26 protein-coding genes and 3 tRNA genes are annotated in these 18,186 nt (G+C 65.8%); 11 read left to right on the forward strand and 18 right to left on the reverse strand.

All coding sequences use genetic code 11. The features are described 5' to 3' along the window. Nucleotides 1–74: 74 nt before the first annotated feature. Nucleotides 75–644, reverse strand: a complete 570-nt coding sequence (gene mobA / locus H5T77_RS00710; protein ID WP_292643942.1) for a molybdenum cofactor guanylyltransferase — start codon at nucleotides 642–644, stop codon at nucleotides 75–77. A 106-nt stretch (nucleotides 645–750) separates the two neighbouring features. Between mobA and H5T77_RS00715 the strand changes: the two genes are divergently transcribed. From H5T77_RS00715 to H5T77_RS00730, 4 genes are all read left to right on the forward strand, one after another. Next, nucleotides 751–1,527, forward strand: a complete 777-nt coding sequence (locus H5T77_RS00715; protein WP_292643944.1) for a carbon-nitrogen hydrolase family protein — start codon at nucleotides 751–753, stop codon at nucleotides 1,525–1,527. 85 nt (nucleotides 1,528–1,612) lie between these two features. Further along, complete coding sequence (locus H5T77_RS00720) at nucleotides 1,613–3,364, forward strand: hypothetical protein (RefSeq protein ID WP_292643946.1); 1,752 nt, start codon at nucleotides 1,613–1,615, stop codon at nucleotides 3,362–3,364. Nucleotides 3,365–3,412: 48 nt separating this feature from the next. Then, nucleotides 3,413–3,643 (forward strand): biotin/lipoyl-binding carrier protein, encoded by a 231-nt coding sequence (locus H5T77_RS00725; RefSeq protein ID WP_292643948.1) that lies wholly within the window; start codon nucleotides 3,413–3,415, stop codon nucleotides 3,641–3,643. Between the two features lie 43 nt (nucleotides 3,644–3,686). Further along, a tRNA-Ser gene (locus tag H5T77_RS00730) sits at nucleotides 3,687–3,774 on the forward strand. 23 nt (nucleotides 3,775–3,797) lie between these two features. On the opposite strand, the gene H5T77_RS00735 is transcribed toward H5T77_RS00730, so the two are convergent. Next, nucleotides 3,798–4,124: a hypothetical protein gene (locus H5T77_RS00735; RefSeq protein ID WP_292643950.1), complete on the reverse strand. Its 327-nt coding sequence runs from the start codon at nucleotides 4,122–4,124 to the stop codon at nucleotides 3,798–3,800. A gap of 77 nt (nucleotides 4,125–4,201) precedes the next feature. Here H5T77_RS00735 and H5T77_RS00740 point away from each other — a divergent pair, with 77 nt between their 5' ends. From H5T77_RS00740 to H5T77_RS00750, 3 genes are all read left to right on the forward strand, one after another. Further along, nucleotides 4,202–4,687, forward strand: coding sequence for a hypothetical protein (locus H5T77_RS00740; protein ID WP_292643952.1), 486 nt, complete (start codon nucleotides 4,202–4,204; stop codon nucleotides 4,685–4,687). A 44-nt stretch (nucleotides 4,688–4,731) separates the two neighbouring features. Then, a tRNA-Ser gene (locus H5T77_RS00745) sits at nucleotides 4,732–4,825 on the forward strand. A 179-nt stretch (nucleotides 4,826–5,004) separates the two neighbouring features. Next, on the forward strand, nucleotides 5,005–5,181 hold the full coding sequence (locus H5T77_RS00750; RefSeq protein ID WP_292643954.1) for a hypothetical protein: 177 nt from the start codon (nucleotides 5,005–5,007) through the stop codon (nucleotides 5,179–5,181). A gap of 41 nt (nucleotides 5,182–5,222) precedes the next feature. On the opposite strand, the gene H5T77_RS00755 is transcribed toward H5T77_RS00750, so the two are convergent. Beyond that, nucleotides 5,223–6,269, reverse strand: a complete 1,047-nt coding sequence (locus tag H5T77_RS00755; RefSeq protein ID WP_292643956.1) for a TrmB family transcriptional regulator — start codon at nucleotides 6,267–6,269, stop codon at nucleotides 5,223–5,225. A gap of 107 nt (nucleotides 6,270–6,376) precedes the next feature. On the opposite strand from H5T77_RS00755, the gene H5T77_RS00760 reads away from it, so the two are divergent. Continuing rightward, a tRNA-Arg gene (locus H5T77_RS00760) sits at nucleotides 6,377–6,449 on the forward strand. 106 nt (nucleotides 6,450–6,555) lie between these two features. On the opposite strand, the gene H5T77_RS00765 is transcribed toward H5T77_RS00760, so the two are convergent. The 11 genes from H5T77_RS00765 to H5T77_RS00810 form a co-directional block, all read right to left on the reverse strand. Further along, nucleotides 6,556–7,740, reverse strand: a complete 1,185-nt coding sequence (locus tag H5T77_RS00765) for a tyrosine-type recombinase/integrase (RefSeq protein WP_292643957.1) — start codon at nucleotides 7,738–7,740, stop codon at nucleotides 6,556–6,558. After that, nucleotides 7,737–7,943, reverse strand: coding sequence for a helix-turn-helix transcriptional regulator (locus H5T77_RS25610; protein WP_366816601.1), 207 nt, complete (start codon nucleotides 7,941–7,943; stop codon nucleotides 7,737–7,739). Before H5T77_RS25610 ends, H5T77_RS00765 begins: the two co-directional genes overlap by 4 nt. 12 nt (nucleotides 7,944–7,955) lie before the next feature. Then, nucleotides 7,956–9,539, reverse strand: a complete 1,584-nt coding sequence (locus tag H5T77_RS00770; RefSeq protein WP_292643959.1) for a replication initiator — start codon at nucleotides 9,537–9,539, stop codon at nucleotides 7,956–7,958. Then, the gene (locus H5T77_RS00775) at nucleotides 9,536–9,778 is read right to left on the reverse strand and encodes a hypothetical protein (protein WP_292643961.1); all 243 of its coding nucleotides are present in this window, start codon (nucleotides 9,776–9,778) and stop codon (nucleotides 9,536–9,538) included. The genes H5T77_RS00770 and H5T77_RS00775 overlap by 4 nt, the downstream gene beginning before the upstream one ends. Then, the gene (locus H5T77_RS00780; protein WP_292643963.1) at nucleotides 9,775–10,044 is read right to left on the reverse strand and encodes a WhiB family transcriptional regulator; all 270 of its coding nucleotides are present in this window, start codon (nucleotides 10,042–10,044) and stop codon (nucleotides 9,775–9,777) included. Before H5T77_RS00780 ends, H5T77_RS00775 begins: the two co-directional genes overlap by 4 nt. After that, the gene (locus H5T77_RS00785; protein WP_292643965.1) at nucleotides 10,041–11,762 is read right to left on the reverse strand and encodes an FtsK/SpoIIIE domain-containing protein; all 1,722 of its coding nucleotides are present in this window, start codon (nucleotides 11,760–11,762) and stop codon (nucleotides 10,041–10,043) included. Before H5T77_RS00785 ends, H5T77_RS00780 begins: the two co-directional genes overlap by 4 nt. Next, nucleotides 11,762–12,049, reverse strand: coding sequence for a hypothetical protein (locus H5T77_RS00790; RefSeq protein WP_292643967.1), 288 nt, complete (start codon nucleotides 12,047–12,049; stop codon nucleotides 11,762–11,764). The genes H5T77_RS00785 and H5T77_RS00790 overlap by 1 nt, the downstream gene beginning before the upstream one ends. Continuing rightward, nucleotides 12,049–12,330, reverse strand: coding sequence for a hypothetical protein (locus H5T77_RS00795; protein WP_292643969.1), 282 nt, complete (start codon nucleotides 12,328–12,330; stop codon nucleotides 12,049–12,051). Before H5T77_RS00795 ends, H5T77_RS00790 begins: the two co-directional genes overlap by 1 nt. A gap of 124 nt (nucleotides 12,331–12,454) precedes the next feature. Beyond that, the gene (locus H5T77_RS00800) at nucleotides 12,455–12,631 is read right to left on the reverse strand and encodes a hypothetical protein (protein WP_292643971.1); all 177 of its coding nucleotides are present in this window, start codon (nucleotides 12,629–12,631) and stop codon (nucleotides 12,455–12,457) included. Then, nucleotides 12,628–12,996 carry a hypothetical protein gene (locus H5T77_RS00805; protein WP_292643973.1) on the reverse strand — a complete coding sequence of 123 codons (369 nt, stop codon included), beginning with the start codon at nucleotides 12,994–12,996 and terminating at the stop codon, nucleotides 12,628–12,630. The genes H5T77_RS00800 and H5T77_RS00805 overlap by 4 nt, the downstream gene beginning before the upstream one ends. Beyond that, nucleotides 12,996–13,442 (reverse strand): plasmid replication, integration and excision activator, encoded by a 447-nt coding sequence (locus H5T77_RS00810; protein ID WP_292643975.1) that lies wholly within the window; start codon nucleotides 13,440–13,442, stop codon nucleotides 12,996–12,998. Before H5T77_RS00810 ends, H5T77_RS00805 begins: the two co-directional genes overlap by 1 nt. Nucleotides 13,443–13,566: 124 nt before the next feature. Between H5T77_RS00810 and H5T77_RS00815 the strand changes: the two genes are divergently transcribed. From H5T77_RS00815 to H5T77_RS00825, 3 genes are all read left to right on the forward strand, one after another. Beyond that, nucleotides 13,567–14,334 (forward strand): GntR family transcriptional regulator, encoded by a 768-nt coding sequence (locus H5T77_RS00815; RefSeq protein WP_292643977.1) that lies wholly within the window; start codon nucleotides 13,567–13,569, stop codon nucleotides 14,332–14,334. A 2-nt stretch (nucleotides 14,335–14,336) separates the two neighbouring features. Next, nucleotides 14,337–15,107: a protein phosphatase 2C domain-containing protein gene (locus tag H5T77_RS00820; RefSeq protein WP_292643979.1), complete on the forward strand. Its 771-nt coding sequence runs from the start codon at nucleotides 14,337–14,339 to the stop codon at nucleotides 15,105–15,107. A gap of 132 nt (nucleotides 15,108–15,239) precedes the next feature. Continuing rightward, nucleotides 15,240–15,410, forward strand: coding sequence for a hypothetical protein (locus H5T77_RS00825; protein ID WP_292643981.1), 171 nt, complete (start codon nucleotides 15,240–15,242; stop codon nucleotides 15,408–15,410). A gap of 111 nt (nucleotides 15,411–15,521) precedes the next feature. Here H5T77_RS00825 and H5T77_RS00830 read toward each other — a convergent pair whose 3' ends face one another. The 4 genes from H5T77_RS00830 to H5T77_RS00845 all read right to left on the reverse strand — a co-directional run bounded on the left by H5T77_RS00830 (nucleotide 15,522) and on the right by H5T77_RS00845 (nucleotide 17,885). After that, entirely contained in the window at nucleotides 15,522–16,139 is a 618-nt protein-coding gene (locus tag H5T77_RS00830) for a hypothetical protein (RefSeq protein ID WP_292643982.1), read from the reverse strand. 168 nt (nucleotides 16,140–16,307) lie between these two features. Next, nucleotides 16,308–16,757: a hypothetical protein gene (locus H5T77_RS00835; RefSeq protein ID WP_292643984.1), complete on the reverse strand. Its 450-nt coding sequence runs from the start codon at nucleotides 16,755–16,757 to the stop codon at nucleotides 16,308–16,310. Then, nucleotides 16,754–17,038: a hypothetical protein gene (locus tag H5T77_RS00840; protein ID WP_292643986.1), complete on the reverse strand. Its 285-nt coding sequence runs from the start codon at nucleotides 17,036–17,038 to the stop codon at nucleotides 16,754–16,756. Before H5T77_RS00840 ends, H5T77_RS00835 begins: the two co-directional genes overlap by 4 nt. Nucleotides 17,039–17,384: 346 nt before the next feature. Beyond that, nucleotides 17,385–17,885 carry a hypothetical protein gene (locus H5T77_RS00845; protein ID WP_292643988.1) on the reverse strand — a complete coding sequence of 167 codons (501 nt, stop codon included), beginning with the start codon at nucleotides 17,883–17,885 and terminating at the stop codon, nucleotides 17,385–17,387. Nucleotides 17,886–18,186: the final 301 nt, after the last annotated feature.

Raw genomic sequence — 18,186 nt, forward strand, 5'->3', positions numbered from 1 at the left:
CTATCCGGTCGTTATAACGACCGGATAGACGGTGTAACAGCGTGTTACAGCTCGCGTGGCGCCGCGGCGATCCCTCAGAGCGACTTCAGGTCGGTCCAGGTGTCGATGTCGCGGTGCTCGTCGCCCTCGGACGGGACCTCGACCAGCTTCAGATCGGTCAGTAGCCTGCGCAGCGACATCCCGTGCTGCCCCTCGTGGTCCGGGCGGACCTCGGTGAGCCGTGCGGCGGAGAGCACCAGCGCCAGCTGCCGGCGCCCGTCGGGGCCGGTGAGCACCGCGCCGTCGTGACCGAATGCCGCCTGCCGCAGCCGCGACAGCGTCCGCGGTCGCAGGAAGGGCATGTCGACGGCAACCACCCCGACGTACGCCCGCGGGGCCAGGAGCGCGTCGACGCCGGTCAGCAGGGCGGCGACCGGGCCGCCGAACCGGGGATCCTCGCGGACGAAGGTCACCGGACGCTCGGTCCTCACCGGGTCGCCCACGACGACGACCTCGGTTGCGTCGACGACGGCGTCCAGCGCCCAGGCCAGCATCGTCCGTCCACCGAGCTCGATCCCGGACTTGTCGACCCCGTCGAGGCGAGAGCTACGTCCTCCGGCGAGCAGCACCGCTGCGTACGGCTCCCATTCGTCCCAACCAGTCACGCCGCCACCTCCGTTGCGGAAGCGCCAGAATACGGATGCGGCGACGTGATGATTCGACGGCTCACTCGCTGGCGCTCGTTCACGCGGCCGACTCTAGTCTGGAGATATGACCACCTGGAACAGCCTCCGGATCAGTCTCGTGCAGCACGCCTCGGGCCTCGAGCCCGACGCCAATCGGGCGCTCCTCGACGAGCTCGCCCCGGAGGGCAGCGACCTGGTCGTCTTCCCGGAGGTCTTCGCGCGCGACTTCGGGAAGCCGGGGTCCGACCTGAGCCCGTACGCCGAGGAACCTGGCGGGCCCTTCGGGACCGAGCTGTCCCGGGTGGCGGAGAAGCGCGGGAGCACCATCGTGGCCGGGATGCTCGAGACCAGCGGCGATCCCGACGGCAGGCCGTTCAACACGTTGCTCGTGCGGGGCGGGGCGGAGGCGGCGTACCGGAAGATCCATCTCTACGATTCCTTCGGCTACAAGGAGTCCGACGCGCTGGTCGCGGGTGCGACCGAGCCGGTGGTGGTCGATGTCGGCGGGGTGCCGACCGGCCTGATGACCTGCTACGACCTGCGCTTTCCCGAGCTCGCCCGGGGGCTGGTCGAGCAGGGCGCCGAGCTGATCGTGCTGCCGGCGGCGTGGGTGGCCGGACCGCGTAAGGTCGATCACTGGCGCACCCTCGTGCGAGCACGCGCGATCGAGAACACCGTCTTCATCGCGGCCGCGGCTCAGTCGGCGCCGCGCTACTGCGGACACTCGATGGTCGTCGACCCGCTCGGGGACGTGCTGGTCGAGGCCGGGGACAGCGACGAGATCATCTCCGCGACGATCGATCGGGCCGTTCTGGACGAGGCTCGACGGACCAACCCGTCCCTGGTCAACCGCAGAATGTGACCCTCGTCAACAAGTCCCCGTCACAGCGGTAAACGGATATCGATGACTCGTTAGGTTCACCCCTTCCCCGGTATCCTCGCCTGTTATGGACCGAGCCCCCCGCCGTCGCGCTGACAAGAGCAAGCGTGGCCGTCGTGCAGCCGGTCGCAGCGAGCCCACACCCGCATATGTCGAGCCCACCTCGAGTGAGGCGCTGGCGTATGACCAGTGGGCGGAGGACGACTGGTCCGGTTATCAGGAGCCCAGCCAGGGCACCGGTCAGCCCTTCGATACGCAGAGCAACGGGCAGAGCTGGAGCGCGAACAGCTGGACCGACGAGACGTGGTACGACGAGCGTCAGCCGTCCTCGGAGGGTCCGCCCACGGGTGGTGGCCGACGGATCGCCGGGCGCGCCGAGGAGGAGCAGCCGGACGAGCCGAACGGCTACACCGGCAAGCGTGCTGCGCGGACGGCGCCGGAGGAGGACCCCTATGGCGGCTACCCGGCGCCCGGGTTCCGCACCGAGCCGGAGCCCGCGCTGAGCGGGCCGACCGCGCCCCCGCCGAGCGCACGGCAGATGCCGGCGTACTCGACCACGGGGACCTATGTCGGGATGGCCGGTCTGGCGCAGGCGCCGCACACGCCGTCCCACGTTCAGCAGCCCGCCTACCCGGCTGACCCCTACCAGGCTGACCCTTACCAGTCCGATCCCTACCAGTCCGGCCACCTCGAGCCGGTCCGCGGTCCGGCTGCTCCCTACGAGCCGGAGTCGGCCGGACGCCCCGCCGCGGCGGCCAAGGTGACCTCGTTCCTCGCCCAGCCGCGAGTCCCCGGAGCCGGCGCCGCCCGCGCCGGCCTCGGCATCATCGAGAGCCTGACCGCCGGCACCGTCCGGGCGATCTGGCTGGCCGCGCTCGCCGTCGGCCTGCTCGGCCTCGCGGTCAGCGCCTTCGACCTGGGTCCGCAGATCCTCGGTGGCCTCGGCGCAGCCGTCGTCGGCACCGCCTTCACCTTCGCGTTGGCCCACCGCACCGGCGGCCGGCCGCTGATCTTCGGCTCGTTGGCCGGGGTCGCCGGGCTCGTCGTGGTGCTCGTGGACAACGAGGCGCTGCGTACGGGGGCGGCGGTTCTGGTCGCATCGGTCGCAGCGGTCCTCGCGGTGATGAGCACGGTCCCGTCGCGTCGCTTCCCGAAGACGGTCCGAGAGGCCTTCATCGCCGTCGGCATCGCCGCGCTCGGAAGCTTCGCCGCGCTCGGCTTCCAGCCGGTCGTGACGGTCTCCCGATTCGAGTACGCAACGCTCGCCTGCTCGCTCGCGATCGCCTTCTTCGCGGTCTACCGCCTCGGTGCCGGCCTGCACGGTCTCGGCCGGCGCGGCGCGATCGTCGTCGGTATCGGCGGCCTGATGCTCGCGCTCACCCTGATCTACGCCGAGATGCTGCGCCGCTACGGCAGCACCGACCTGATCGACTCGGTCGACGACATTCAGCGCTGGTGCCGCATCCACCTCGGTGGCTACCCACACCCGATCCAGGCGCTCTTCGGGGTCCCTGCGCTGGTCTGGGGCACCCACATGCGTGCTCGTCGCCGTCAGGGCTGGTGGGTCTGCCTCTTCGGTGTCACGCTCACCGCGCCGGTCGCCAGCACCTTCCTCAACCCCGACGTCGGGCTCGCCGAGGCTGCGCTCTCGATCGTCTACAGCATCATCATCGGTCTGGCGATCGCCTTCATCATCATCCGCATCGACCTCGCTCTCACTGGCTCGACGCAGGCCGGCGGCGGCCGCAGGGCGGCGCGTGAGGCCGACGAGGCCAGCGCCGTGCGGCCGGAGCCAGGCCGCACCCACGCGCTGCTCTGAGGCGCCTCCTGGCTGGGTCTACCTTCGGGTAACCCATAGGTTCGGGCTATGAACCGCAAAACCCCCACCACGATCGCTGCCGAGATGGTCGCGAACGTCATGAGCGTCGGAGTGCAGCCTGGAGACAGGGTTGCCGCTGGGGACACCGTCATGCTCCTGGAGTCGATGAAGATGGAGATCCCGGTCCTCGCCGAGGCAGCGGGCACCGTGGTGGCGGTCAAGGTCGCCACCGGAGATGTCGTCCAGGAGGGCGACATTCTCGTCGAGTTGAGCGCCTGAGGCTCAGGGCTACTAGACTCAGTTCCCGCGCCCACGGGCGCATGGAGGGGTGCCGGAGTGGCCGATCGGAACCGCCTTGAAAGCGGTCGTAGGGAGACCTACCGCGGGTTCGAATCCCGCCCCCTCTGCCAAGCGCCAGCGAAAGTTGGCTGAGCTAGACCTCCTGCATGTGCCGATCGACATCGATCATCAACCGCCGCAGCTCGAGGAGAAGATCCTCGATGTCGGTGCGGTCGAGCACGTCGTCGGCGAGGACGGCGAGCCGGCTCAGTATGGTGCCCCGGTCGCGGAGCGCGTTGACGTCGCTGAGGGCACGCCACTCCTGGCCGGTGTCGAGGACCATCAGCGCCTCGCGCACGCCTGCGAGGCGCTGACGCACCGACCAGCGCCATAGGCCGACGTTGGCACCAGGGCGGGGAGCGGCGATCGCGGTATCCAGGGCCCGAAGAGCATCCGACATATTGGGAAGCACACCTGTCATGAAGAGATTGTGACCTAGGTCACGTCAAGGGGCAAGCCGATGCGGCTCTCGAGCCGCGTGTCGGCGACAATGGGGGCGTGTCATCTGTTGAGCTCACCTACTACCGGCTTGCTCCCACCGTGCAGGCCCGCCTCCTCGGCACCGCCGTGGTCGGCCTGGCGCTGCTGGTCTTCGCCGGCACGGCTGTCGTGATCGCGGCTCGGATCGACTTCGCGTGGCTCTTCCTTCCGCTGGTCCTCGGCATCGCCGCAGTGATCGGGTTCGGTTGGTGGCTCCGCAACAAGGCGTACGTCCTGCGCGCCAGCGCCCAGGGCTACCGAGTCGCGTTCGTGCGCGGTGCCGGGGTGCGCGAGGCTCGCTGGGCCGACATCCAGGAGGCGGTGACCACGATGCCCGCCGGCTCGCCGTGCCTGGAGCTGCGGCTCAAGAAGGGCGGCGCGACCACCATCCCTGTGACCATCATCGGCATCGATCGGGAGCAGTTCGTGCGCGAGATTCAGGGCTATCTGAAGGCCACGATCAAGCCCCTCGACACGACCTCAGGCCAGACCGACCCCTCCTGATTGGTCCCAGGCGCTCAGGTGTTGCTAGCCTGATCGCGCGGTATGGAGGCGTCGCCTAGTCCGGTCTATGGCGCTCGACTGCTAATCGAGTTTGGGGCTTAAACCCCATCGAGGGTTCAAATCCCTCCGCCTCCGCCAGTTTCAGCGAGTTTGGCCCCCTTTGTGAGGGGGTCAAACTCCGTTCTGACCTGCATCTTTGCGCACTGCGAAAGTCCGCACGCCGGAACATGGGTTACCCGAAAGAACCCAACCTGCACAATAATCATCCCGTAGGCCTCTCGGCACCTGTTCGGCCTCGAGATCAGGAAGGGAAGAACATGAAGCTCGTACGCACTGCTGCGGCTCTCGCGCTGGCCTCGGCGGCGACGGTTGCGGTCACGCTGTTCCCCGCAGGGCCGGCTCAGGCCGACATCAGCTGGGGTTTCGGTGACCGCTCGGCGGACACTGCTCAGGCCTCACAGTCCGTTCAGTCGCGGGACATCTCCTGGGGCTGAGCACCTTGTGCCGGGCGTGAGCGCCCGGCATCTCGGCGGATCTAGGTGTCGTCGACCTCGGAGCCGCTGCGGCCGATCTCGTAGCCGAGTTGGAATCGGGTGTCGACCTCGTATTCGTCTTTGAGATCGGCGACGTAGCCAGCGTACGTTCGAGGACTGACGCCGAGGCGTTTGGACGCGGCAGGATCGGAATGACCTTCGATCAGCATGCGAAGGGTCATCGACCGCTGCTCCTTCGCGATGTCCCTGAGGGTGGACGGGTCGCCGTGGCCGAACGGCCGTCCGCGCTCCCAGGCTCGCTCGAAGACGTCGACCAGGTAGGCGACCACGGACGGTTCGCGGACTGCGACTGCGACGTCGACGCCGTCCGGGCTGGGGATGATCGCGATCCGGCGATCGAAGATCAGGATCCGATTGAAGAATTCATCGAGTGTGCGGACCTCGCCGCCCGCGGCTGTGACAGCCGTGACGTACTCCCGCGTCTCACTGCTGCGCCGGGCGGCGTGCTGGTAGAGCGTGCGCATCTTGACGCCGCGCCTGATCATGGCTTGCTCCTTGGCGATCACCTCTTCCATGACCGTGCCGCCCGCCCGTCGGTTCTGGGGTTGCGCAGTGAGCGCTTCGAACTCGCACTCTGCGGCCAGCGAATCGACAAACGGCTGGATCGCGGGGCGATGCACATAGGTGAACGGGCCGCGTTCGTCGTCGGGGGCCGAACGCCGCCACGCGCTCCGCAGGGCTGTGAAGTTGTTGGCCCATTCGGCTGACTCCTGGAGCAGACGGATGCCCTCCTGGGTCATCGGCGCAACGATCTGTGCCTGAACGGTCGCCGGGTCGACCGGGACCCAACTGGATGCGTCTTCGCCCGCCTTGCGCACGAGTCCGAGCTCAGACAACACCTCCAGCGCGTCTGCGTACGCCCCGCCGCTGCTGATCCGCTCGTCGGATGTCGGGATCCCGCCCCGATCTGCGATGAGTTCGAAGAGCTCGATGCCCTTAGCTTCGAGTGTTGCACGCGTCTTCGGCGTGCGGCCCCCGTCGGTCACGTTCTTCTCCTCGCCGGACGGCGTGGGTTGACGCTTGCTCACGCTCCACCTCCCCGATGCTGTGGCTGGCGCCAGATCCTCTCACACGTGGCGATTTCTGGTCACGGACCATTATCCGCTAATCTTCTACACGTTGCTTCGGTAACACTGCGCCTGTAGCTCAACGGATAGAGCATCTGACTACGGATCAGAAGGTTTGGGGTTCGAATCCCTACAGGCGCGCAGAACGCGAAAGCCGCCCTTGACCAGCCGAAACGCTGGGACGGGGCGGTTCTCCTTTCCCCACACTCGGCAGCCGCTCCCCGCCACTCTCCCCGCCACACCATCGTTATCCCCGCTCCGAGTACGCGGTCAGAGCGGCCGCAGCAAGGGTCAGCGCATCATCGTGGGGTCGGGCGTAACCGTTGGTCACCCGAAGGTCCGTATGCCCCAGGATGTCGCGAACGACATGCGAAGGAACGTTAGCGCTCAAGAAGTTGGTCGCCGCCGTCGCCCGCAGGTCATGGATGCGGAAGTCGGCGAAGCCGAGGCCAGCAACGAGCTTCTTCCAGTCCGTCCGCTTCTTCAACACGTTGCCACGAATCACGTACTGAGTCCGCTCCGAACGAAACACCTGCGCATCGCGGCGCTGATCACGGGCGAGGTCCATCAGCTCGGCGGCCAGGTGCTGGGGGATAGGCACCAGACGAGACCGGCCACCCTTCGGAGGACCCCACACGAGATTGCCCTCGCGCCGGTACCCAGGTGCCAGGTCCTCGCCGTCCTCCTTCTTCATCTCCGAGACACTGCGCTGCACAACGAGCACACCGCGACCGAAGTCGAGATCTCCTACCTGCAGTGCAGCTGTCTCGCCATAGCGGAGACCAGCGGACCCCATCAGATCCACCATCACCGCGTAGCGTCCCCCTCCCTCCATCGCCCTGATGGTCTCGACCAGGAGCCGCAGCTGCCGCGGGGTCAGAGTCATTCCGACCTTCCTCTCGTGCCGGCGCTGCTTCTCAGCCTTCGATGACTCCGCAGAGCGAGCCGGGTTAGACGGAAGCAACCCGTCACGGACCGCGACGCGGAGCACTGCGGACAGGGCGTAGCGAGCCTGCCGCGCGGTGTGAATGCTGCTCTCACGCGTCCAGGCGGCTTGTGCCCGCTCCACATCTCCAACTGAGATCGAACCCACCTTCGACTTGCCGAACGTCGGGAGCACACGAAGCTTCCAGCCGTCCTTGTAATAGCTGAAGGTCTTCGGCGCGAGACGGCGACGGAGAACAGGTTCAGCCCGCTCCCACAGACCAGAGTCGGCCAGCGTCGTCCGCTCGAGGTCGAGGTTGCGTCCCCGAGACCGATCCCGCTGCTTCCTCTCCCACGTCTCCGCAGCCGCCTTCGAATCGAACTCCTCCTCGATCTCACGGCGAGGACCGTGCGGCGGATAGGTCCACACGCGAGCACGCCAGACCGTCCGGGTCCTGGCCCGACCATCAGATGTCGTCTCGGTGTAAACGCGCTTCTTGACGCTCATGCGGCACTCTTCTGTCCGCGCGACTGCACGAAGGCGTCAACGTCCTCAGCGAGCCAGCGCCAGGCACGGCCAACCTTCCAGGCCCTCGGGATCGACTTGTGACCCCGACGAGCTAGATCCTGCAGAGTGCTCTCTGGAATGCGCAGAACCGCCGCGACTTCGGCCTGAGTCATGATCCGCGCGCTCTCAACTTGGGTGGTCATCACATCTTCCTTTCATCGGTTGGTGTTCTTGGTCTGGGCCTTCCACTGGTCGTACTCACGCGCTCGAGCAGCAGCAGCCAGTGCAAGAGCTTCGTCGCCAGGGTTCGTCCAGCCGGAGCCCTGATACGCCCATTCGCCGATCACGAGGGTGGTTTCCTCCTCGTCGGCCAGGAGCAGTGCCTCAAGCTGGCCGACGTCGAGCAGCTGCGCACGTGCTTCTTCATCGGTGTGCGAGGCAGCGACCAGGGCTTGGTAGCGAGCCCGGGCACGACGCAGGCGACCCAGGGTGATCGAGTAGCGCCGGGACTTGGTCGAGAAATGACCACGGAACCCGAGCATGTGAGCCCACTTGCCGAGGTAGCGATACGGGTTGAGGGGCTTGCCTTTCTCGTCGGTGCCGTAGCCGTAGTGACCGGCAGCAGACTCGGCCAGCTCGCGGCATTCCTCCACGAGACGGGTCAGGTGTGGCCGGGGCGTGTCGGCGCGGACGGAGTTGGCGTCCTTGGTGGCGTACTTCGCCAGATACCCGGCTACCTGCCCGGGAGTGAGGTCGCTGTCAGGGTCCTCGAGGCGATCACCTTCACGCACGACTCGGATGTCGAGCTGCTTGCCCCACCGCAGCCGCCGAGCCGGGTCACCCGCAAAGGCCGGCGGAGCATCGAGGAACACCTCGGCCGCAGCGGCCTGGAGGATCTGGGCCAGGTCGAGACCATCCAGCGGCGCAGCAGATCCCGGGCCGTCAGGGCCGTCGAGCCGGATCAGGGCATGGAAGTGGACCAGGCCACGGGATTGGTATTCGGCGACCTTGACGAACTGCAGCGAGGCGATCTTGCCCAGGCGCGAGTCCGGGACCCCGAGACGGCGAGCGAGCGCACGGCGCAGAGCTTGGGTGGTGTAGCGCCACAGCTCGGGCAGGCAGTACTGCCAGATGACGGCGCTTTGCCAGTCGTAGCACTCGAAGCACAGTGGCGCGCCATTGATCGGTGCGTCTTCGTCGTGGCGCTGGTGACAGGCCGTTGGGCGACCGTGGGGGCAGCGTTCGCCTTTGTTGCGGGAGCGTGGCCGGCAGGGCTTTCCGCCCCGGTGTCCGTGGACATGGCCGAAGGAGGGGGCGGTGAAAGTGGCGAACAGCAGCGGGTTCTCCGCCACCGTGTCAGGCACCGTCTTTCCACCAACCAGGCCGGCGTTGATCATCGCGAACGTGTCCCGGGCATAGGTCCTGGAGCAGGAGGGGCAGACGTCGGCGCGTCGGTTGCCGCAGGCCCGATACAACAGCCCCAGGGGCGCGTCGGTGGAGCTGTACGAGGACAGCAGCCCGCCAACCTCACCCGTGACGGGGTCGAGTTCGTAGGTCTCGGATCGGCCCACCAGCCGTATGGGGTGCGCACAGTTCTTCACCGCGGCCGCAGTCTCGGCGAACGCGTCGAAGGTCTTGTCGATCACCCGAGTAGTGAGGGCCTGGAAGCCGGCGTCGGTCAGGCCGGACAGATCCAGCGGCGCATCCTCCCCGAACCCAGGAAACGACGCGCTGCCGCTGTTCCAGGTCGAGGAGGATGCGTCACTGTGGATGCCCGGAGCATCAGCTAGCAGGGTCACGCTGCGACCTCCTGCAGTCCAGAGCAGAGATGGTCTTGGGTCCACCACTCGATCGGGTCGTGAGAGCACGAGGGGCAGGCGCCGAGCTTGTGCGTCACGGGGCGGGGTTGTACGACGACGCAGCCGCACCAGGAGAACTGAGACAGTGACTGCTTGCCACGGAGCATCGCCGGGGTGGGGTCGACGGTGAGGGGCTCCCAGCCGGGGATGTCGAGGACGAGTTGCTCCCAGCTGGTCATGCCGCCACTAGCTTCGGCAGGGTGTCGATCAGCTCGAGGAGATCGCGAGGCTCAGCGGCACGGTCTGACCCAGCCCACATGCCACCAGAAACCCGCTCTTCGAGGGCGTACGAGTTGCAGGCGGAACGGACAGCGCAGCTGTCGCATGTGGACCGCATCAGATCCACGATGACCTCGGGAACCTCGATGGTGTCGGTGGTCCACGGCAGCGCCCGCGCCTCGCGAGTGGTGCAGGCAGCGTCCTCCATCCAGACCGGGGTACTCATGAGTGCACCTCCGCATCGGTCGCATCGGTGGAGCTGACGACCTCGCCGGTAACGACGTCGGGCGACGGCTCCCCGTGGCGGGTACGGGGCTTGCGGGGTTTGCGCGTACGGGGCGCACCGCCAGGAGTGACCGGGCCGCGCGGGGGTCGGTTGTCGCCCGGGCGGGTGTTCTTCGTCAACGACCGTGCGGGGACTCGGTCGGTCTCGGCCAGGCCGATGCGGTTGCTGGTCTCGACGGGCTGGGTGTCGAAAGTCGTCGTGTCGTGGTGGTGCTCGTCGCGTCGACCGGTCGGGGTCAGCGTGAGCCCGCCGGCGGGGTAGGTGGCGTTCATGTCTTGGATCTCCTCGTCGGTGACGTAGCCGGCCCGGACCCGGACGGGTTCGGCGCGGCCCTGGAGGCGGACGTAGCCGATGCCGGGGAGGTCTTCGGGGATTGCCTCGCAGTACGCACCCGCGTCGTGGGCTCCTTCGCCCAGGGACATGTCGACCTGTCCGAAGGTCTTGAGGCGCAGAGCGATGCGGATGGTGAACTGGTCGCGCCACCTCACGACGTCTTTGGTGACGATCTGGGTGCAGGCGACCACCGAGAACCCGGGGGCGCGGCCCTTGGTCAGCAGCCGGCCCATGGCGTTCTCGATCCGGTTCTGGATCTGGCGGTCTTCGTTCAACTCGGTCACGTCGGCCAGCTCGTCGACCAGGACGATCACCAGCGGCGTCTCCGGGGAGACCGTGAAGGAGCGGGCGACGCCGCGTAGGTCGATGGTGCGGTCATCCATGACCCCGACGGCGTCTTCGAAGAGTTTGGCCATGGCTTCGTAGTTGTCGCGTTCGTAGCGCTTGAACATGTCGCGGCCGAACTCCAGCTCCATCCCGCCCTTGGGATCGATGGCCCACACCTGCACCAGCCCAGCAGTGATCAGGGGTGCCAGGGAGCGGAGCATGGACCAGATGACCGACCCCTTGCCCGCGCCGGTCTCGCCCGCGATGAAGAGGTGGTTACCGCGGATCTTGAGCAACCAGGGCTCGAGGTGGTCGGTGTAGCCGATGTGCAGCCCATCGAGACGTGCCGCGTCGAGAGCACCGCCACCAGTCGGGACCGGGATGGCGGGGATGGTCTTGGCCAGGGGGTTGCGCTTCTCCAGCTCGAGCCAGCACATCCCGGGCTTGTGCTTACGGACCCGTGCCTCACTCGCGCGCATCGCGTTGGCCAGGGCGTCGTCGCAGCCCTCCAGGGCACCGGGGGCCATTCCTGCCGGCAGACGCACCAGCAGCCGGTCCAGAGCCGGAGTGGAGGAGACCTTGACCAGCCGCGGGGCCAGGACCCGGCCAGAGGTCTTGTCGGTCTTGGTCAGGCCACAGCGCCGCATCCAGAAGCCCCACAAGATCCCGTAGCGGACCCAGCGACCGACCCAGTTCCGGGCGATGCGGCCAGCGGTGCGACCGGTCGGACCCACGAACCGGGCGAACGATGAGGGCGCGAACCGCCACCAGACAGCGAGCAGACCAGCGAGGCCAGCGACCGATCCGAGGACGACGCTGCCGGCCAGGAGCCAGCCGAGACGACCGGCGACCTCGACCAGCCCAGCGATCAGGCAGCCGAGCACAGCGGCCGGGAGAAACAGGCCGGGTCGGGTGCACAGGAACCAGACCGCCAACGCGGCAGCCTTGAGGCACTTGAGAGCCGCTCTGCGCAGGAGGCGGCCGAGCCAGTCACCCATCACGACTCACCCCGCTCGTGACGCCCGAAGGCCTCTGAGATCGTCTTGAGACAGTCCCGGGACTCGTGAAGGCTCTCGGCAGCCGTGCCGACGAAGTCCCGGGCCGCATCGGCGTAGGTGCCCGAGCGAACCGACTCCGGCAGCTTGTTCTTGAGCCGGGCCAGGTCGGTGATGATCGCCTCGAGCTCGGAGTCCAGACGCCGTACGGCAGCGATGCCGTCGGTGTCGTTGCTGACCCCGAGCGCGGTGGCCCAGGCGTCCAGGTCGAGGTTGCGCCGGCCCCACATCAGGCGACTCCCCGGTCGTGGCGCTCGAAGGAGCGGCGCAGCTGCCACAGCTCCTCAGAGGCGTCCAGGGTGCCGGTTGCGGCCTCGTGCAGCGCGACCATCACGCCGTCGCCACCGAGGACACCGGAGGTGGAGAACTTGTTCTGGAACCAGTTGAGTTCTCCGGCGATGACCAGGAGACGACCGTGCAGGCTGCGCAGTGCGGCCATGGCGTCGGCGTCGTTGGTGACGCCGAGGAGCTGGGCCCAGGCGTCGAGGTCTTTGCGTCGTGCTGCCACCATCAGACTTCCCTTTCCGTGCTGTCAGTGCTGCTGCTCTCGTTGTTGATGTCGTTGTTGGGGTTGGTTCCCGCCAGCCGCCGCGCCTTCCCAAACGCGACGGCCAGCGGGCGAAGGTGGGGTGTGCTCACAGACCTGCCGCCTTGCCGCGACAGACCGGGCACACCGGGGTGGAGAGGTCGGGGTAGTCCCACGACCAGCGGCTGCCCGCGTTGGGCTCGCCGCACAGGGTGAAGTCGGCGTTGAGGCCGGCCAAATGCGCCGGGTCGGCCCCGTCACCGATCCACACCAGGTAGAGGCTCACGCCGCCACCGAAGCCTTCTCACGGCCGTTGGCGCGGAGCTCGGCGGCGGTGACCTTGACTTGGCAGGCGACCTGTCGGGAGCCCTCGTGTGCCCAGCCGCGCCATTGGTGCCAGGCGTACTCGGCATCGTTGGCCGCCGTCGCGGGCATGTCTGCGCCCTCGACCTTGGTGAGATGAAGCGCCGAGACCAGCTCCTCGGCTTCGAAGAGCGTCGGGGCCAGAATCTGCACGACCGCGACGGGTACCTCCTCGCCGTTGACCTGCATGCTTTCGGCCACGACATCGACACTGAGGACCTCGACGTCGGGCAGCAGGATCAGCAGCTCGGCCACCCACGCCGCCTCGTGCGAGCTGATCCGCGACATCAGGCGGCCGCCTTCGAGGAGGAGGCACCGCCGTTACCGGCAGCAGGCTTACGGCCCGCGGGCTCGGTCATTCCTCGAGCCATGAAGGTCCACTCCAGTCGGGAGAAGTCGCCCTCCGTCTTGACGTAGTAGCCAACCTCGAGGTCGGTGAACTCGACCGGGATGAACGGCATCCCCGAGTTGTTCACCGGCGGGACCGGCTGAGTCGCGGAGAGGATCTTGACGTTGACTGTCTTCTGGTTCTTCTTCGCCTCCGGGTCCGCGTCCAGGATCGGGACCGTCCAGACCATCAGGCCGGTCTCCTGGTCCCGCTTCTGCGGACGGTCCACACCCTTCGGCGGAGCAGGCGCGTCGTAGTCCCGCACCGGCTCGACCTCGCCCACCACGAACGCCCCGTTCGGGAACACCTGCTCGGTCGTGAGCTGCATCTTCTTCGGCATCGCCATGACTAGATCTCCCTTGTGAGTGGCAGCAAGCCTTTCTCGCTGCCTAGGCACCTAACTAGTTAGGTACAAATCGAAGGTAGCACCGGCTAGGCAGCCTGTCTAGTTAGGTGCAAGAATTAGTTCCATGTCCGTGAACCGAGCCGGGGACGCATCGCCCTCACAGCAGATCGCCGCAGACCTCCGACAGGAGATCCGCTCCGGCGAACTTCCCGAGGGCGCACGCATCCCCTCGACCGCTCAGCTGATGGAGCGCTACGGCGTCGCCTACCAGACCGCACGCCAAGCAGTTGCAGCTCTGCGATCCGAAGGTCTCGTAGACAGCAAGACGGGTAGTGGAGTCTTCGTTCGCCGGCGCCCGTACATGGTTCGCCTCGGGTCCGATCGATACGCGAGGAGCGTCCGCGAGCGCGGGCAGGCACCATTCCAGGCTGAGGCCGAGTCGGCTGGTCTGAGCTGGTCTCAGGAGGTGCTTGAGCTAGGTACCGTTCCCGCGCCCGCATGGGTGGCCGAGTGGTACGAGATGGAGCCTGGTGCAGAGGTGTTCGTACGTCGCCGGCGCACGTGGCTTGCCGACGATCCCACCCAGCTCGCAGACAGCTACTACCTTCCCGAGATTGTCCAAGGGACGGCGATCACGGCCGAGAATTCCGGACCCGGCGGCTCATATGCGCGCCTTGAAGAGGCCGGCTATCGGATCGAGCGTTTCCGCGAGGAGCTCCAGGCACGACCGCCGACGCCAGAAGAGGCGAAGGGACTGCACTTGCACCCAGGCGTGCCGGTCATCGAGCTACACCGGATCGCGTACGCTGCGACCGGTCCGGTCGAGGTGTTCCGATCCGTGCTCGCTAGTGACCGGCACACGTTCGCCTACGAATTCGAAGCCCCGGAGTGAGCATGCGCCTCAGCGCCGAGATCTACACCGAGACATCGCCAGATCACGAGCACAACGAAGACTTCGTCCTCGCCGGTAGCGACTTTGTCATTGTTCTCGACGGCGCGTCACCGGTCCCTGGCTTGGAAAACGGATGCATCCACGATGTGCCGTGGCTAGTACGCCAGCTTGGCCTCCGCCTGGCCGAAGGACTTACCGCCCCAGCCGCATGGAGCCTGGCCGCCATCCTGGAGCACGCGATCCAGCAGGTGTGCGACGCCCACGCTGACACATGCGATCTCAAGGACCCCAACAGCCCATCGTCAACAGTCGCCCTCCTTCGGCTGCACGGTGACCGCCTCGACTACCTGGCACTCGCGGACTCGTCCGTCGTGCTCCGCATGGCCGATGGCGGGATACTCCCGATCACAGACGATCGGCTCGATCACCTGCAGGACTACTCCGTTCCAGGAGTCGCCGCAGCTCGAAACACCGACAAGGGATTCTGGGTCGCAAGCACGAAGCCTGAAGCGGCGCGTCACGCTGTCTCTGGCAGCATTTCCCTCGCCGCCCAGCCGGTCCAAGCTGCTGCCGTCCTGACCGATGGAGCCGCAACCCTCGTTGAGCGACACGACCAATCCTGGGGCAGCCTCTTCAGCATTCTTGAAACCGGGCCACACGAGTTGGTCCGCCAGACCCGCGAGGCCGATGAGACCGCCGCGGGGAAATTCCGTGGCAAGCGACATGACGATGCCACCGCTGTTCTGTGCCACTTCGTTGGCAGCCAGCCCTGATTCAAAAACTCGAACGTTTGTTCGATACCCTGAGGCGTGTCGGCCAACCCTCCCAAGAACGACGCCTGGCCCGAGCCCAGGCACTGGTTACACGTCTGGGTGCACCGCCAGCGTCGGAACTATCCGCCGCCCATGCCCGGCCTCGTGCTCAAGTGGGAGCTGCACAAGGGCAGGTGGCGCGCGTGGGTGATCTGGGTCGACACCACGTACGCCGCGCCAGAGATCCGCCATGCGTGGCTCCCCGTCAGCGAGATCCGGCCAGCAAGGAGTGACATCAACGTGTGGAACGACCGGCGTCGATAACGGGGTCGCGTCCAGTAAATTTCCGGCTGGTTTCCTGGTGCGTGCGTCAAGCGAGGTTCGGCTCGACGCCGACGCTCGGCATGATGCGAACGAGGGGAACGCCTTCGCCCGCTACGACCTCTGTCGCACCGGTCGCCAACCTCTCAAGTGGCGAAGCGGCCCAGGTCCAGCGCCCACACTCCGCAACACCCTAATTGCGAGCCAACGACGCAGCCGCGCACGCAGGCGACGTACCCCGGTGATCAGCGCCGGAAGGTGATCGCGCTGAGTGAACAACAACCAGCCAAAGGTCGCCAGAGCCACCCCCGCCATGATCCAATTTGGCAAGTTACTCGCTAGGTCACTCCCCGGGCGATCGGCTCCTTGCATGGGCTCGACCTGGGGAGTGTTCTCGAGACGCTCAACTTCTTCCCTTACAAGATCCTCAACTTCTTGCTTGGTCAGGTTGTCGGCATTGGCCCCTTGTGCGCCGTCTATCCGGATGTCGCAGGTCAGAGTCCGAACATCACCCTCCTTGGGATGGCACATCCACTCTGGCGGCACCTGCTTATCTTTCGATACAGGAACAGAGAGGAAGTATCCTTTTGCATCCCGGTGGTAGTTGTATTCTCCGTAACCCTGTAGATTCCCAGGGGTCACGGTGCACGAAAATAAGACGAGCAGAAGAATGAGAATGATTGCGCCAATAACGATACCGCCGATTGTGCGGTTCCTTGCAGTTGTTTCCATCAGTCATTTCCTTGTCGGTACGGCGCTTAAAATTTCGCCATAGGCCGCGCGTTCTTACAGAGGCAGACTGAGAGCTGCTGATCGAAGATCCGATACGGATTGGCTTCAGTGATTCTCGAATGGGCTAAGCAAATTCATCCCAGCATTCAGATCCACGCTAGGGGCTAACTACTTCGCGACGATCTTGATGTCATTCTTTCGCATCAGCGGCAGGTAGAATGCATCAATTCCAAGCCTGTTGGTAATGGTAGCCAGGAACTCGCGATGAAAAGGCGTCACCTGGACGATCGCGGAACGCCCCAGTTGGGTGACCAATTCCGTCTGGTCGACATCCGCGGAGGACAAGTCACCCTCGTATGTAATCGCGAAGGTTGCACTGACCGTGACGATAGACTCTTCGTCATCGTTTGTGAACTCCCACGTGCCTTTAGCAAGCACGAGGATGAGACCGTCCTCAGACAGGCCGGGCTCCAAGTTGATGGACCCGTTCACATGCTTGGTCGATGACCCCGGAGCGCTGCCACGCTCTACCGAGCAGTCCCAGAGAACGATGCCCTCAAGGGTGAGCCCCCGGAGAATCTGCCCGATCGTTGCCGGGCGAGGCGGCTCGTCAGTCATTGAGATACCTCATCTCCAAGACGGAGCGCCTCATCGGTCCGGTCGGTCCACTCATCCAAATCAGAACCCAATCCGAAACCGGCAGTAAGAGCGGACAACATCGCCCAATCGACCTTCACTCGAGGAGAGCCCGGCGCTTCCATCGACCCCACGTGTTGCGGCATACCCAGAGGCTCAATGGCTCCCCTCAATGACGGCGGCCGCTCGACCACGGCAATCTGAGTCGCTACCACACCCACATCGCAGGCAAAGACCTGCTCAAAGAAGTCATAGCTCCGCACGCTTCTCCCTGGGGCCGGCCTCGCTGACCGAGATCCCGAAAGGTGCGGAAGACCCGAATCTGATTCACGAGGACGAGCCGACACCTCAAGTTCGTAGCCCATCGCGGACAGAAATCTAGCAATCGTTGCTACATGGAGATTCCCGTCCCCGTTTAGAACCTGGCTCACTCGGCCCTCGGATATACCCAGGGAACTGGCGATATCCGAATTCTTGATCTTGGCCGCTTCTTTGGCTCGCTGAAGCAGACCGGCCATCCGGTGCGAGGCTCGCCCGGCCGCAAGGCTGGCTCGACCTTCACTGGTCTCCTCGCGCTGGCGAACTAGAGACTGCCTACCTTCTGCACGCCTAGACATCATGCTCCAAATCCTCTGCTCGCAACTTCAAGCACTCAGCGATATTCGTCGGACCAGCGACTTGACCGGTCTTCGGGAACGGATAACCAAGCCGTATATATTCATCAAAGATGGGATACCACCAGAACTCTTCGTCATCGGGGCTCTGACTGTTAGCACGGTCGCGAATCTTGTTCTTGGGGATGTAGCTTCCACCGCCATCGGTGTCAAAGTAACTAAGCCGAGCAGCCCCAATCTTGAACTCCCAAACACCGTCCTCCAAGAAGTTCACAGACGTCCGCCGAGGCGGGTAGCCATCTTCTGCCAGGAGATCAAACCAGGACAACAGGAGGTCGACATGCTTGATCTGCGCATCATCTGGGAAGTCGGCCGCGCCAGGGTCCTCCCGCCACTGCCCACACCGCATGGCCTCGATGAACTCCGCGGCCGGGCTCGTCATGTCGGACCGCAACCCACACTCGACCGCATGAACTCGACCATCCGCCACCAACATTCGTTCGACTTTAGTCAATCCTAAACCCCAACTCCCAATTGCGCTGTGATCTAGATCACATGTCGTGCTGCGTGGCGGCACCCTAAAGGTCAAGTTTAGGAGGCCCGCGCATCCCGCGAGGCCGCCTTCGCGACAAGAACGGATGTTCGTCCCCAATCCTTGGTAGGCCAAGCCTGCCGTGAGAACTTTCTCTACTGACTCAAGGCGCGCTCCGCGCGCTGGCCCGCCGCCGGCGGGCCAGGGACCCCCGCGCTCCGGGCATGCGGCCTGGCGGCCGGTCCCTACGCGCACCCCCGTCCCG

Source organism: Nocardioides sp., assembly GCF_014360585.1.
Taxonomy (GTDB): Bacteria; Actinomycetota; Actinomycetes; order Propionibacteriales; family Nocardioidaceae; genus Nocardioides.